Source organism: Myroides indicus (assembly GCF_004364575.1).
Lineage (GTDB): Bacteria > Bacteroidota > Bacteroidia > Flavobacteriales > Flavobacteriaceae > Flavobacterium > Flavobacterium indicum_A.
This window is the reverse complement of the sequence record NZ_SOAG01000002.1, coordinates 102,498-117,986: the sequence shown is the minus strand read 5'-3', so window position 1 is coordinate 117,986 and position 15,489 is coordinate 102,498. Positions and strand designations below refer to the sequence as shown.

At 34.6% G+C, this 15,489-nt stretch carries 16 protein-coding genes; 13 read left to right on the top strand and 3 right to left on the bottom strand.

All coding sequences use genetic code 11. From position 1 onward, the window contains the following. Positions 1-41 precede the first annotated feature (41 nt). Both C8P70_RS01265 and C8P70_RS01260 read left to right on the top strand, forming a co-directional pair. Positions 42-2,021, top strand: coding sequence for a urocanate hydratase (locus C8P70_RS01265; RefSeq protein WP_133711541.1), 1,980 nt, complete (start codon positions 42-44; stop codon positions 2,019-2,021). Between the two features lie 107 nt (positions 2,022-2,128). Continuing rightward, positions 2,129-2,674 carry a DUF4136 domain-containing protein gene (locus C8P70_RS01260; RefSeq protein WP_133711540.1) on the top strand — a complete coding sequence of 182 codons (546 nt, stop codon included), beginning with the start codon at positions 2,129-2,131 and terminating at the stop codon, positions 2,672-2,674. A gap of 154 nt (positions 2,675-2,828) precedes the next feature. Here C8P70_RS01260 and C8P70_RS01255 read toward each other — a convergent pair whose 3' ends face one another. Continuing rightward, on the bottom strand, positions 2,829-3,773 hold the full coding sequence (locus C8P70_RS01255; protein WP_133711539.1) for a hypothetical protein: 945 nt from the start codon (positions 3,771-3,773) through the stop codon (positions 2,829-2,831). A gap of 342 nt (positions 3,774-4,115) precedes the next feature. On the opposite strand from C8P70_RS01255, the gene ung reads away from it, so the two are divergent. From ung to C8P70_RS01220, 7 genes are all read left to right on the top strand, one after another. After that, positions 4,116-4,781 (top strand): uracil-DNA glycosylase, encoded by a 666-nt coding sequence (gene ung, locus C8P70_RS01250; protein ID WP_133711538.1) that lies wholly within the window; start codon positions 4,116-4,118, stop codon positions 4,779-4,781. Between the two features lie 17 nt (positions 4,782-4,798). Further along, complete coding sequence (locus C8P70_RS01245) at positions 4,799-5,353, top strand: hypothetical protein (protein WP_133711537.1); 555 nt, start codon at positions 4,799-4,801, stop codon at positions 5,351-5,353. Positions 5,354-5,471: 118 nt separating this feature from the next. Then, entirely contained in the window at positions 5,472-6,650 is a 1,179-nt protein-coding gene (locus C8P70_RS01240) for an acyl-CoA dehydrogenase family protein (protein WP_133711536.1), read from the top strand. 136 nt (positions 6,651-6,786) lie between these two features. Further along, on the top strand, positions 6,787-7,515 hold the full coding sequence (gene mtgA, locus C8P70_RS01235; protein ID WP_133711535.1) for a monofunctional biosynthetic peptidoglycan transglycosylase: 729 nt from the start codon (positions 6,787-6,789) through the stop codon (positions 7,513-7,515). A gap of 75 nt (positions 7,516-7,590) precedes the next feature. Continuing rightward, a complete protein-coding gene (locus C8P70_RS01230) occupies positions 7,591-8,088 on the top strand; it encodes a hypothetical protein (RefSeq protein WP_133711534.1) in 498 nt (165 codons plus the stop codon). A gap of 108 nt (positions 8,089-8,196) precedes the next feature. Then, positions 8,197-8,670: a Dps family protein gene (locus tag C8P70_RS01225; RefSeq protein WP_133711533.1), complete on the top strand. Its 474-nt coding sequence runs from the start codon at positions 8,197-8,199 to the stop codon at positions 8,668-8,670. Positions 8,671-8,766: 96 nt separating this feature from the next. Continuing rightward, positions 8,767-9,372, top strand: a complete 606-nt coding sequence (locus C8P70_RS01220) for a DUF1684 domain-containing protein (protein ID WP_133711532.1) — start codon at positions 8,767-8,769, stop codon at positions 9,370-9,372. 87 nt (positions 9,373-9,459) lie between these two features. On the opposite strand, the gene C8P70_RS01215 is transcribed toward C8P70_RS01220, so the two are convergent. Beyond that, positions 9,460-11,565 carry a prolyl oligopeptidase family serine peptidase gene (locus C8P70_RS01215; RefSeq protein ID WP_208293371.1) on the bottom strand — a complete coding sequence of 702 codons (2,106 nt, stop codon included), beginning with the start codon at positions 11,563-11,565 and terminating at the stop codon, positions 9,460-9,462. A 103-nt stretch (positions 11,566-11,668) separates the two neighbouring features. Continuing rightward, on the bottom strand, positions 11,669-12,340 hold the full coding sequence (locus C8P70_RS13935) for a hypothetical protein (protein WP_133711530.1): 672 nt from the start codon (positions 12,338-12,340) through the stop codon (positions 11,669-11,671). Positions 12,341-12,431: 91 nt separating this feature from the next. On the opposite strand from C8P70_RS13935, the gene C8P70_RS01205 reads away from it, so the two are divergent. From C8P70_RS01205 to C8P70_RS01190, 4 genes are all read left to right on the top strand, one after another. Next, entirely contained in the window at positions 12,432-12,617 is a 186-nt protein-coding gene (locus tag C8P70_RS01205; protein WP_133711529.1) for a hypothetical protein, read from the top strand. 333 nt (positions 12,618-12,950) lie between these two features. Beyond that, entirely contained in the window at positions 12,951-13,820 is an 870-nt protein-coding gene (locus C8P70_RS01200) for a helix-turn-helix domain-containing protein (RefSeq protein WP_133711528.1), read from the top strand. 154 nt (positions 13,821-13,974) lie between these two features. Continuing rightward, entirely contained in the window at positions 13,975-14,496 is a 522-nt protein-coding gene (locus C8P70_RS01195; protein ID WP_133711527.1) for a hypothetical protein, read from the top strand. A gap of 419 nt (positions 14,497-14,915) precedes the next feature. Beyond that, entirely contained in the window at positions 14,916-15,461 is a 546-nt protein-coding gene (locus C8P70_RS01190) for a hypothetical protein (protein WP_133711526.1), read from the top strand. The last annotated feature ends 28 nt before the right edge of the window (positions 15,462-15,489 follow it).

Below are 15,489 nucleotides of genomic sequence, written 5' to 3'. Positions count from 1 at the left end.
TTTATTTTCAGTCTAAAAAACACTTAAATAATTTAAATAAAATGACATTTCAAGAGCTTATAAAACAAGGAATTCCGAATGAGTTACCCCCTCAAAAAGAATATGATAAAACAATAAATCACGCACCGAAACGAAAAGAGATTTTATCGAAAGACGAGAAAAAACTCGCCTTAAAAAATGCTTTGCGCTACTTTGACCCTAAGCATCACACTGTTTTATTACCCGAATTTAAAGAAGAACTTGAAACATATGGCAGAATTTACATGTACAGATTCCGTCCAGATTACAAAATGTACGCCCGTCCGATTGAGGAATATCCGGGTAATTCACAACAAGCAAAATCAATTATGTTAATGATTCAGAATAATCTGGATTATGCGGTAGCACAACATCCGCACGAACTAATTACTTACGGCGGAAATGGAGCTGTTTTTCAAAACTGGGCACAATATCTATTAACGATGAAGTACCTTTCTGAAATGACAGATCAGCAAACACTGGTCATGTATTCCGGGCATCCGATGGGATTATTCCCTTCTCACGAAAATGCTCCCCGTGTAGTGGTTACCAATGGCATGATGATTCCTAATTATTCCAAGCCGGATGATTGGGAAAAATTCAATGCTATGGGCGTAACCCAATACGGACAAATGACAGCGGGAAGTTATATGTATATAGGTCCGCAGGGCATTGTTCACGGCACAACCATTACCGTTTTAAACGGCTGCCGTAAAATTGATGACAAAGGCACTCAAGGCAAGCTTTTTGTTACTGCCGGACTAGGCGGAATGAGTGGTGCGCAGCCCAAAGCAGGAAACATTGCAGGAGTTGTTTCTGTAACAGCCGAAGTTAATTCTGCAGCAACTTATAAACGACACGAACAAGGATGGGTAGATGAAGTAATTTCTGATCTTGACGAATTGGTTGCCCGCGTAAAGAAAGCAAAAGAAAACAAAGAAGTAGTATCAATTGCCTACGATGGAAATATTGTTGATGTATGGGAAAAATTTGATGCAGAAAACGTTTATATCGATTTAGGATCTGATCAGACTTCGCTCCACAATCCATGGGCAGGGGGCTATTACCCGGTTGGATTAAGCTTTGAGGAAGCCAATCAAATGATGGCAGAAAACCCCGGCAAATTTAAAGATCACGTACAAGAATCACTTCGCCGTCAGGCAGCTGCTATTAATAAACACACCGCCAAAGGAACATATTTCTTTGACTACGGGAATGCCTTTTTATTAGAAGCTTCGAGAGCTGGCGCAGATGTAATGGCAGATAATGGAATAGACTTTAAATATCCGAGCTATGTACAGGACATTATGGGTCCGATGTGCTTTGACTATGGTTTCGGACCTTTCCGATGGGTTTGTACTTCGGGAAAACCGGAAGATTTACAAAAAACAGATGAAATAGCCTGTGAGGTTTTGGAAGAAATGATGAAAAACTCTCCAAAAGAAATTCAACAGCAAATGGCTGATAATATTCAGTGGATAAAAGGAGCACAGCAAAATAAACTGGTTGTCGGATCACAAGCCCGTATCCTTTATGCCGATGCTGAAGGCAGAATTAAAATCGCAGAAGCTTTTAACAATGCTGTAAAAGCCGGAATAATAGGTCCGGTTGTATTAGGCAGAGATCACCATGATGTGTCCGGTACAGATTCTCCCTATCGCGAAACTTCAAATATTTATGACGGTTCAAAATTTACTGCGGATATGGCAATTCACAATGTAATCGGGGACAGTTTCCGGGGCGCAACCTGGGTATCTATACACAATGGCGGCGGTGTTGGCTGGGGCGAAGTAATTAATGGTGGTTTTGGCATGCTTCTTGACGGAACGGATGAAGCAGAAAAACGTTTAAAATCAATGCTATTCTGGGACGTAAATAACGGTATTGCCCGTCGTTCTTGGGCGAGAAATGAGGAAGCTGTTTTTGCTATAAAAAGAGCCATGGAAAGCGAGCCTTTGTTAAAAGTAACTTTGCCTTTTAGTGTAGATGAAAAATTGATGTAACAGTTTATTTTGCTGTTACGAAAACAATAAAATCATGTTGAAAAAATACCCTAGTAAAACTCTCAACCTGATAGATAAAAGATTGCAAACCAATAAAAAAGAATACTATGAAAATTACAAGATTTTTCTCAACAGCTGCCATATTACTCTTTTTGGTATCGTGCAGCAGTATACGAGTTACTTCTGATTACGACAAAGATGTCGATTTTAATCAATACAAAACTTTTGCCTTTTTTAAAGAAGGAATAGATCAGGTAAAACTAAATGACCTGGACAAAAAAAGAATTTTGAATGCTATTGATCAGGAATTGACTGCAAAGGGATTTGTGAAGACAGACCAAAACCCTGATTTTCTAATCAATATCTTCACTAAAGCACAGGAGCAGGTAAATATTACCAATAACAATTTCTTTTATTCTCCTTGGGGTTATGGCTGGGGATGGCATCCTTATTGGGGACCTTCCCGAACAATGGTGACCACATCAACCGAAGGAATGCTTTACATTGATATTTTAGATACTCAAAAAAAATCATTGGTATGGCAGGGAGTTGGAACGGGTTATCTCAGCAACAGTTCTAAAACAGAACAAAAAGAGAAAAAAATTCAGGAATTTGTTCAAAAAATATTAGCCAAATTTCCCGTAGAAAAATAGTTATAAAAGCCTGTGATTTTAAAATCACAGGCTTTTATAACTATTTTTTAAATCAATTTTTGCTATTTCTAAACTCATTACTAGAATAGAGAAATAAAAATAAACACAATCAAAATAGAAGAAAATAGCTCAACAACAAGCTTTAATTTTTTATTTATTTCAATTTAATTTTCCACATAAAGTCAACACTTATCAAATGTTCATATCCGAATTTTTGAGTAAGATTAGGACGATAATAGGTTGGTCTGTAAATAACGCCAATATGTAGCGATTTTCTCAATTGATAGTATGCTGAAAATGTATTTCCAAAAGCAATGTGTTTTATATATTCTGAATCTTTTTTTGGAACCTCAATATTTAATGAATTATCCCCATAATCAATAGAATATCCATTTTGTGAAAAAACCAAACCATATCCAAAAGTAAATCTTTTTAATCTATGATTGTTAGATAGGGATATATAGCTCGAAGAAAGCACTTCGTAATCCTGCTCTGTATCATAATCAAAAGGTACCGGAAAAGGAAGAAAAAAATCCATGGCAGTATACACGCTCAGGTTAAAAAATTGTTTTTGAGAATGGTAATAATCAACTCCCAAAGATATTCCCAAAAAGCCGGTATTGGTTTTCGTTGTTTCGCCTTTAGGTGTAAACTCAAAAGAATTTACTTCAGGTACTGAAACGTTCAAATACACAGAACCTTTTTCGGGTACTTCAAAAGCTTTCCTTTTCAAAGCAAGCGTATCTTTCTTTGTTGATTTCACTATATAAGAAGGATAAGCATAACTTTTATCCTTTGGCGGATCTTCATAATCAGGAGCTAAGAGTTTAGGCAATAAAACATAGTCTTTTGTCAAACCTTCATCATCAATAAAACGGATATTAAGCGGATCCTTGCTCCTTGATACATTTAGTGTTTTTTTATATTCATTTAAAATTGAAAAAGTCTTTTTAACGCGAACCGTATCCTGATTATATACAAGAATTCCTTGTTTTTTTGTGTAAACATCAATAGACTGTTTTGGTAAAAACCAATAATTTTGATTGGCACAAGAAGTAAAAAAGAATACTCCTAAAATTAAATGTACAAACTTTCTCATTCTGTTAATAAAAATATAAATATAGGATTTATAATTGAACAACATGAACTTACTATTCAACAATAAAAAAAATCACTAAAAACTCTGAGCTACAGCTTCTCTCTATATTTAATAGTGTATTTTAGATTTTGTTGTTAAATCAAAACTATTTGCTATTTCTTATTGAACCAGTTGAACCAGAAGTAACTTATATTCAATATGTATTATCTCTATTTCTATTTTTTAATTTTATAATTTAAACATTAAACCACAACAACACCATACTGACTTAATAGTTTGTCATCAATTCCTTACCTTTATACGGAATAAATAATATATTTACTCTTTGATAACACAAAACGTATGGACGTTAGAATTGAACCCAGTTGGAAAAAAATACTTCACGACGAATTTGAAAAACCTTACTTTGAACAGTTAGTACAGTTTGTAAAACAAGAATACGCTGCACAGACAATATATCCGCCTGCTTCAAAGATTTTTGCAGCTTTTGACAATACTCCATTTGACGAAGTTAAAGTAGTCATCATCGGACAAGATCCCTACCACGGATCTAATCAGGCAAATGGTCTTTGTTTTTCAGTTTCAGACGGAATTCCGCTTCCACCCAGCCTCCAAAACATTTACCGAGAAATCCAGCAGGACTTAAACATCACTTCTCCTCTATCCGGAAATCTGGAACGTTGGGCTAAACAAGGTGTTTTTTTACTAAACGACGTTTTAACCGTCCGACGAGCGACTCCAGCAAGTCACAAAGGCAAAGGATGGGAAATTTTTACTGACGCCGCTATTCAAAAAATCTCTGACGAAAAAGAACATGTTGTTTTTTTATTATGGGGAAGTTACGCTCAAAAAAAGGGAGCTATCATTGACAGCTCTAAACATTTAGTACTAAAAAGCGGACATCCGTCGCCCATGAGTGCTAATCGAGGATATTGGTTTGGTAATCGCCATTTTTCACAAACTAATGCTTATTTACAAAACCTGGGACTTACTCCAATTATCTGGTAAAATAAAAACAATTGATTATGAATAAAATACTACAAAGCATCCTATTGATATTTCCTGTTCTTGTATTCGGACAAGGCATGGAAATAAATGACACTCCGAAAGAATATATCAATCACATAGTCAATGTATGGGAGGTTGACAGCAATAATATTGTTTATATTTCCGACGAAACTTCGCTCCTTAAGCTTGCTGGTATTCTTCACAATTCCATTTTGTCATTTACGGAAGGAGAACTTTCTACAAGTGCGGAAATTTTGGATGGAAAAAGAGAAGTTGACAAAGACGCATGCGGTTTAGCCTTAAATAACCTGGATTTAAAAAATGTACAGAAACATTTAAAAAAAGGAAATGACTACACCCAAATTCATTTAAAAAGGCTAAACGATAATACAATTTTCAATCTCAGTAATAATCTTACCACTGTATTGCTCTATTCTAAAAAAATGGATTATTATATCAATGACTATTTCAAGATTATAAAAGAATTTTCACAACAGGGAGTTGATTACATTATCATTACTTTTGACGATGAAATAACAAGTCAAATTCCGGGAGCACTAAATAATGGTTAATACACTAATAGTTCTCTGCTATTTAAAGTAAATATAACAGCACACAGATTTTAAACATGTAATTGTTTATCAGATATAAATAATTATTTTTGTACACAACTAAATTTTTCAAAAAACTATGAAACCAGATTTATATCAGTCTCCTGATTACTATCAGTTAGATGATTTACTTACAGAAGAACACAAGTTAATCAGAGATTCTGCCAGAGCATGGGTAAAAAAAGAAGTATCTCCAATTATTGAAGAATACGCACAAAAAGCCGAATTTCCTAAACAATTAATTCCGGGATTGGCAGAAATAGGAGGTTTTGGTCCTTATATTCCCGCTGAATACGGAGGTGCAGGTTTAGACCAGATTTCTTATGGATTAATCATGCAGGAAATCGAGCGAGGTGATTCCGGCGTTCGTTCTACCTCATCTGTTCAATCTTCTCTGGTAATGTATCCTATCTGGAAATACGGAAACGAAGAGCAACGCAATAAATACCTTCCTAAATTAGCTACAGGCGAAATGATTGGGTGTTTTGGATTAACCGAACCTGATTTTGGTTCTAATCCGGGCGGGATGGTTACCAATTTTAAAGATATGGGAGATCACTATTTGCTAAACGGAGCAAAAATGTGGATTTCCAATGCACCATTTGCCGATATTGCTGTAGTTTGGGCTAAAAACGAAGAAGGCCGCATCCACGGGTTAATTGTAGAACGTGGTATGGCAGGCTTTTCAACACCTGAAACCCATAATAAATGGTCATTAAGAGCTTCTGCCACAGGCGAGTTAATTTTTGACAACGTAAAAGTTCCGAAAGAGAACTTATTGCCAAACAAATCCGGATTAGGAGCGCCGCTTGGATGTTTAGATTCTGCTCGTTACGGAATTGCATGGGGGGCAATTGGAGCTGCCATGGATTGCTATGATACAGCTCTGCGTTACTCCAAAGAACGCATCCAGTTTGATAAACCCATCGGTGCAACTCAATTACAGCAAAAGAAACTGGCTGAAATGATTACCGAAATCACCAAAGCACAACTCCTGACATGGAGATTGGGTGTTTTGCGCAATGAAAACAGAGCCACATCTGCTCAAATTTCTATGGCAAAACGCAACAATGTAGCCATGGCATTAGACATTGCTCGCGAAGCAAGGCAAATGCTGGGTGGAATGGGAATTACAGGAGAATATTCCATCATGCGACACATGATGAATCTTGAATCGGTAGTTACTTATGAAGGTACACACGATATTCACTTATTAATTACCGGTATGGATGTAACTGGTTTTTCAGCGTTTAAATAAAGTAAAATACACATAGAAACAAGCCGAAAGCTTTCCTGCATAAGGAAAGCTTTCGGCTTATAAATCCATTTTCTATTTGCATTTTTGAACGTGTTTTTTAGTAACTTTACCTAGTATTTATTCCCAATAATTGCTTATGTGGCGAAAAATTAGCCGATTTGTTTTTAAAATATTCCTGTGGTTTTTTGCCCTCAGTATATTTTTCGTTTTCTTGTTCAAATTTGTTCCTGTTCCCTACACACCTCTTATGTTTATCAGAGGTTACGAGCAAATAAGTTCCGATAAGCCTTTTACATTAAAGCACAAGTGGGTCCCCTTAGAAAAAATCAGCGTCAACCTGCAAAAAGCCGTTATAGCCAGTGAGGATGGTCATTTTGTAAAACACCGCGGATTTGACCTTGATGCTATTGAAAAAGCATACCAAAGCAATCAAAAACAAAAAAGAATCCGAGGTGGTAGTACAATATCTCAGCAAACCGCCAAAAATGTTTTTTTATGGCCGGGAAGAAGCTATTTCAGAAAAGGATTAGAAGCCTATTTTACTATACTCATCGAATTATTCTGGTCAAAAGAACGGATATTAGAAGTTTATCTCAACAGTATTGAAATGGGTGACGGAATTTACGGTGCTCAGGCAGCCGCGCAATATTGGTACAAAAAAGACGCTCAAAATCTCACCGCTTATGAGTCAGCGGGAATAGCTGTTATTCTTCCTAACCCCAGAAAATATAAAGCCGTAAACTCTTCTGCCTACATTAATGGGCGAAAACAGAAAATAACTTTTTACATTCATAATTTCGGGCCATTAGAGTTAACTAACCAGCAGAAAAAGAAAGATGTACAAAAAATTAAAAAGAATAAATAATCATTTTTTAACCTTATTTTTTCAGATTGGTAATATTTTTTTGTAATTTTGAATACAAATTCAAATTAAATTACTATGAAAAAATTAATGTTATCAATCGCTGCATGTGGGTTAATCTTTGCCACTTCTTGTAAAGACACTCAAAAAGAAAGCAGCACGGACATGGAGGTAGTTGAAGAAAATTTAGAGACTACAGGAGATAAACTTGAAGCCGATTTTAATCAAGCTTTTGAAGATGCTAAAGCACATGTAAATGAAGCTAAAGCTAAATTGGAAGAAGCTATTAAGAGTGGAGACAAAAAGGCTGAGGAAGAAGCACAGAAAGCTTTAGAGGCTGCTCAAAAAACTTGGGATGAAACTGCTACTAAGGCAAAAGAGCTTGGCGCAGATATCAAAGAAGGAACTGAAGAAGCTGTTGAAAACCTAAAAGAAAACGCTAATCAGAAAATTGAAGAAGCAAAGGTAAAAGCAGAAGAAGCTAAAGAAAATGCTAACAAAAAAATAGAGGAATCTAAAGAAGAAGCAAGCAAAAGTTTACAAAACGCAGCGGATCAGTTAAAAAAACAATCTTAAACAACACAAAAGACCTTTTATTAATAAAAGGTCTTTTTTATTTAGAATTTACACCGAATTTTCGTAACTTTATAAACAGTAATTACAATCACATTAAAAATTTTGTCTATGAAAACAAATATTGGAATTAAAAGTGGAGACTGCCAAAAAATAGTAGACATCCTATCAAAAGTATTGGCAGATGAGTTTGTATTGTATACCAAAACAAGAAAAGCTCACTATAACGTTGAAGGTCCTGACTTTCACTCTATGCATTTATTCTTTGAAAGTCAATATGAAGAATTAGAAGAAAGTGTAGATGATGTTGCTGAAAGAATTCGTCAGTTAGGGCATTATGCTCCTTCATCACTAAAAGAATACCTTGCACTAACCCAACTTTCTGAAAACAGAGATAACAAGTCAAATGACAGCCAATCATGGATAAAGGATTTGGTAAAAGATCACGAAGCCATTATCATTTATCTACGCGAAAATATAGATCCTATTGATGATTTACACGATCAGGGAACTGCTGATTTTCTGACCGGTCTTATGCAAAAGCACGAGGAAGCTGCCTGGATGCTAAGAGCTCATGTAAAATAGGTAATACAGTATTATAAACCCAAGTCCTGTTAAATTTTATTGACAGGACTTTTTTTGTTACTTTTACTTCCTCCACAAAAACAAACAACAAATGCCATGAAGAGAATACTCGCTTTAGGATTTATCTTATCTCTAACGTTTGCCTGCTCGCAGCCCAAAACAGAAAGTGATAAAGCAATTATTTTTCAGAAAAATCTAAACAAGGAGTTTGCAAACGAAAAATCATCTCCTTTACCAAAAGATGCAATCAAGTCATTTAAAGAGCTCGATTTCTTCCCCGTTAATGAACAGTACATCATAGAGGCTGAGCTAATTCCAACTCCGGATGAAAAGCCCTTTGAAATGCAAACTACTACTGCCAGAAAGCCTATTTACATAAAATACGGTGAAGTCCATTTTACACTCAATGGAAAAAAACAAAAGCTTGATGTTTTTCAGGATATCAGCATACGAGAAAAAGAAGAATTCAAAAAACATCTTTTTCTGCCTTTCACTGATTTAACTTCAGGATTGACTACTTACGGCGGAGGCAGGTATCTGGATTTGGAAATACCCTCGGACAATGTGCTTGTTTTAAATTTTAACATGGCTTATAATCCTTATTGCGTTTATAATCCTAAGTTTTCTTGTCCTATTCCTCCAGAGCAAAACTTTATAGATGCCGAAATTAACGCCGGAATCAAAGATTATAAATATGAATAAACGTATTTGAGCTATGCTTTTCTATAACCGTTCAAAAAAAACGCAGCCTTTTAGAAGCTGCGTTTTTTTATCAAATTTCATTCAGATTTATTTTTTGAGCTTGGTAACTCCCATATTGTAAAGCGTAAAAGCTTGCAAATCTACATTTTCCTGAATATTTTGTGCTACCGATTTTCCTGCACCATGCCCTGCATTTGTTTCGATGCGGATTAATACCGGATTGTTGCCTTTGTTGTATTCCTGAAGAGTAGCTGCAAATTTAAAACTGTGAGCCGGAACCACACGGTCATCATGATCTCCTGTTGTTACCATAGTAGCCGGATAACTGACTTCTTTTACATTGTGAAGTGGTGAATAACCTTTTAAGTATTCAAACATTTCTTTACTGTCTTCAGACGTACCATAGTCATACGCCCATCCTGCTCCTGCTGTAAACTTGTGATATCTCAGCATATCCAATACACCTACCGCAGGCAAAGCTACTTTCATAAGTTCCGGACGTTGCGTCATTGTTGCTCCTACTAATAATCCGCCGTTTGAACCTCCTTTGATGGCTAAATACTCCGAAGAAGTATATTTATTATCAATCAGATACTGGGCAGCTGCAATAAAATCGTCAAATACATTTTGCTTTTGCATTTTTGTACCGGCTACGTGCCATTCTTTACCGTACTCTCCTCCTCCTCTAAGATTAGGAACAGCATAAACTCCTCCATTTTCCAGCCATATTGCATTGGCAATGCTGAAAGAAGGCGTCAGGCTGATATTAAATCCTCCGTACGCATATAACATAGTTGGATTTTTTCCGTTTAAATCGATTCCTTTTTTGTAGGTAATAATCATAGGTACTTTTGTACCGTCTTTGGATGTATAAAATACTTGTTTGGATTCGTATTGTTCTGAATCAAACTTCACTTTTGGTTTTTCATATACAGAAGATTTTCCATCTTTTGTTTCAAAAGCATAAATTGTACCCGGTGTTATATAGTTTGTAAAAGAATAATACAAAACGTCTTCTGTTTTTTTACCGCTAAATCCTCCCACTGTACCTATTCCAGGAAGTTCAATTTCTCTTATTAATGCTCCTTTATAATCAAATTGCTTAACTACAGAAACAGCATCTTTTAAATAATTGGCAAATATATACCCACCACCGGTTGAAGGTGACAAAACATCCGTTGTTTCTGAAATAAAGTCTTTCCAATTCTCCGGAGCTGGAGCATCTGCATCAACAGTTACTACTTTTTGATTTGGTGCCTCTAAATCTGTAACAATGTATAGCTTATTTCCTTCACTGTCCAGAACAGTGTGATTGTTGTCGAAATTATTTACCACAGAAACAACAGGACTGTCTGATTTAGTTAAATCTTTGATGTACAACTCATTTCCGTAAGTAGAGTTGGCAGCGGTAATTATCAGATAGTGATTATCATCGGTTACACTTCCGCCAACATATCGTCTTTTTTCATTTTCTCCGAAGATGATCAGGTCATCTTTTTGGGAAGTTCCCAATTTGTGGTAATACAGTTTGTGTTGATCTGTTTTTGCAGATAATTCGCTTCCCTCAGGTTTATCGTAACTTGAATAATAGAAACCTTCATCCTTATACCACGATACTCCGCTGAATTTTACATCGACCAATGTATCTCCTACAATTTGTTTGGTTTCTGTGTCCAGCACAATTACTTTTCTCCAATCACTCCCTCCTTCGGAAATAGCATAAGCAGCCTTGCTTCCGTTTTCTGAAAAATCAATACTTCCTAAAGAGGTTGTTCCGTCTTTAGAGAATTTATTGGGGTCCAGAAAAACTTCTTCTTTTCCACTTTCATCTTTCCGGTAAAGGATAGATTGATTCTGAAGTCCGTCATTTTTAAAAAAATAAGTATACTTTCCTTCTTTAGAGGGGGCTCCTATTTTTTCATAATTCCAAGCTTCTTCCATTTGTTTTTTTAATTCCTCCCGAAAGGGTATTTGATCCAAATAATCAAATGTAACTTGGTTTTGTGCTTTAACCCACGCTGCTGTTTCTGCTGAGCGATCATCTTCTAACCAACGATATGGATCTGCTATTTCCTCTCCAAAATAGGTGTCTGTTACTTCTCCTTTTTTTGTTTCGGGATACTCTTGCTTTGCAGTTTCTTCATTACTTGTATTTTTACAGGAAATGACAATTGTTACAACCAAAAGTGTCATCAGTGATTTTCTCATAAATAATTAGAATAAAATTAGTTCTGAAACAAATATAGCCATAAACACTGAAAAAGCGTTAACTTAAAAAATAAAAAACAAGTAGATATTATTTTACAATATACCCCAAAACTTTATAAAGCTTTTGTATTTTTTTTTGAGGAATATTAATGGGTTCGTAGATAAGCTGCCCGTCCGGATAAGTTTTAGGATTAGAACTATATGCTATTATATTTTCTTTTTGTTTAGCTTTCTGTATCCGCTTTACAATTCTAAACTCGGATGTTTCTATACAGTAATTTTCACCCCAAACTATCTGCTCATAGTCTGTTATTTCCTTTAATGTCAAAATACATTTGTTGGGATATTCACACATGCTTTCTCCGCTATAGCGCATTGCTGCTGTTATTCCATAAAACCAATTGCCTGCATCTACCCACTGCACGGCATCTATATCAAGGGTTTCATAAACTCGGTGTTTTACAGGTACATCTTCAAATAGCGGAATCAAATGTTCTTTTTCATTATAAGATTCTCTATCCTCGTTGATAATTTGCGAATTTTCGCTTTTTAACATGTCTCCTTTTCCGGTTAGGAGCCATTCTGCCGACAATTCCGGATAACTGTTCAAAATTTTGGAAAGATAAACATCCGAAGCACTTGAATTGATATGAGATTTATCAACAAAACCTTTTTTTAAACCCGTAGTTTCCAAAAACTTTTTAGGCTCAATCTTTTGTTCTTCAATAAATTGAATTATTCTCGCTCTTGCTGTTTCCAAAATATTAGATGTTTAATTGTTTTATTCCAAAATATTGGAATATATTTGTCTTGACAATAAAACAAAAGTAATATAAAAAACGCGTGTAGTTATGAAAAGCGAACAAAAAATGAAAATCAAATACGGAGATTTCGTATTACTTGCAGATTTATTAGGAACAACAACAGATAATGCACGTATGAGGTACAGAAGAGGCAAAGAAGATGCTGTTAACGGGATTCGTGCAATTATAGAAAACAGAGAAAAACTACAAAAAAGATTTAAAAATCAGTCATAGTAATAACACAATATTTTAATTTTTAAAAACAAGATTTAATAGATATACAGCTAAAAAAACAAATATAATTTGTTGATTTTACTAATTATTAAAATTTAAAAATCAGTCAGTTATTGTAAGAATAAGATATTTTTAAATATACGCAGTCAAAATGTGACTTTTTGATAGAATATCTGTCTAATATATACTAACGGATGCCTTGTTTTAAAAACAAAACAAACCTGAGAAACAGGGAAAAAGATTCTTTTTTTGTGTCAAATAGCACAGGTAGGAATTTGAACATCTCATGAATTTAAACCAAACAAACATTTATAAATTATTAAAAACCTTACTATGTACAAAATCACCGATGAACTTCATGTAGATGGATTCAGCATAAACCCTTCTCATGTATTAATAGCAAGAAATCAAGGAAAAAGAGATTTTTATATCTACAATTATTTTGTAATTCACATTATTATGAAAGATACAGAAATCACTTTAGAAAACATTAATTACAAATTATCTAAGGGAAATATAGTGTTTATAAGTCCCGGACAAAATGTCGTTCTTGGTGCTGAATACGAACATGAAAACAGCGTTTACGTTATTGCTTTTAATGCGCCTTTTTATGAAAGATCGGTAAATGACGGGCTATTGCTTAATTCTGAAGTATTTTTTCATCACTCTTCGGAACCACTCATTATTACTTCATCAATACCAATAGAAGAGGTGAAAAAACTGGTTATTGACAGAATTATTTTATATGAAACTAAAAAAAACAAAGCTTTATATCTTTCAGTTGCTCATAACTGTATAGAAGGTCTTTTGTTGGATGGATTGTTTTATGTTAAAGAAGAAATGGTAAAAAAAGAGAATTTAAAAAAATTTACTTCACTTGATGTCATAAACAAATTCAGAATTTTACTGCAAAAAAATTATAAAAAAGAAAGGCAGGTTATTTTTTATGCCGAACAAATGCACATGACTCCGAGGCGGTTAACCGATATTACCGAAACAACACTCGGCAAATCCGCTAAGCAGGTAATCATAGAAAAAATAGTAAGTGAAAGTATCCGGCTTCTGAAACACTCTAGTTTTACTATATCAGAAACTGCCTATGAATTGGGTTTTAATGATGAAGGCAATTTCAGCACTTTTATTAAAACGCACACAGGAAAAACACCTTCTGAAATAAGAGAAATTTTAACAAGTATTTATTAAAACAACAATCTGAATATCACAATTCTAAATTTTAAAAAAACAAGTATTTTTCATGTTTTATCATATTTACATGAACATATGATAAAAATCATGCTTTTTAATGATTAGAATTAGCTATCTTTAGCTATAGAACAAAACAATATTCAGCTAAAGTATGAGGGTCAAGTTTTTAACAGCATTTTTTTTATTTAGTTTACTGATTTTAAAAGCATCTGCCCAAAACAGTGTTACGCTAAATATCAATTTACACCCTATACAAACGCTGGTCATAAATCCATCACAAGACGAAGTGACCCTTAATTATACGACAAAGGAGCACTACAAAAGCGGAGTTACTTCTGAACAGGCAGATCATTTAACCATATACAGCACCAGTGGTTTTCAAATAAGAGTAATCAGCAATGAACCTTTAGGAAAAAAGCTTCCTTCAAACAGCATTGCAATTATCCCTTCATCAGGGTCTAAACCTATTACGCAAAGCAGTATTGTATATTTAAAAAAAAACTTATCCGATCAGGAAGAGCCTATTATTACAAGTACAACAGGCGGTATAGACCGAAATTTTAATATTAGCTACAAAGGAGCCGGAGCAAATATGTATATTGATTATTCTGACGCTTCTGACACAGCTACAACTTATACTTACAATGTCATGTATACTATTGTTTCGCAATAATTTTTATTGATTATTATCCAAAAAAATATGATAAAGCTATTTTAGCTTCCACCGTTACATATCAATATTAGCCTCAGCAGAATTAATCAGAGCTTTATTTATCTCTACAAAAGACTATAAGGATATCACACATATACTATCTATTCTAACTAAGATAAAACTGAAAACCAGTTTAGCGTCTCTGGTCTTAAACAAAACAACAATTTTAAGGCGCTTTTTCACAAACAATAACTCTAATTCTCTCTTTAGGTTTGTTTTGCAAAAAATAAAGTAAAAACAAATCGGTAAAAAACAACAAATTTTAGGTCTTTTTTCAAAGATGGATTCGTAAAAACTACTTCTAAATTTGCGCGCTGATTACAAGTATAAATCAGTTGCATACCAAAAAACAAAATTAAAAAAATAAACCAATTTAACAAATGAAAAAAATAATCCTGGCATCTTTAATGATGCTATTCGGAATCGCTTCTCAAGCTCAAGAAACAGGCAACGTAACTTTAAACGTAAAACTACACCCTATTCAAACTTTGATCGTAAATCCAGCTCAGGATATAGTTGACTTAGAATATATGTCAAAAGACGATTATGAAGACGGAGTTACTTCGGAAGTTTTGGAAGACCATTTAGAAGTATTCAGTACAGGAGGATTTGCCGTAACGGTAAAATCAAGCAGTGCGCATTTAACTACAACAGCAGTAGGCGGTGCTCATGGTAATATTGAAGCCAATAGTATTCAAATCATACCATCGTCCGGAACGAACGCTATCACAAATGCGACTAACACCTCAATAGCTTTAAGCCAAAGCGAACAAACTATTGTATCATCTGTTTACGGAGCGGTAGACAAAACCATTAACATAGAATACAAAGGAGCTGACGCAAACGCTTATATCAATTATTATGTAGCGGGTCAAAATCCAACCGTTTATACAACGCAATTGACCTATACTATTGTAGCACAATAATCAATACGATAACGATTAGAGATAAAAA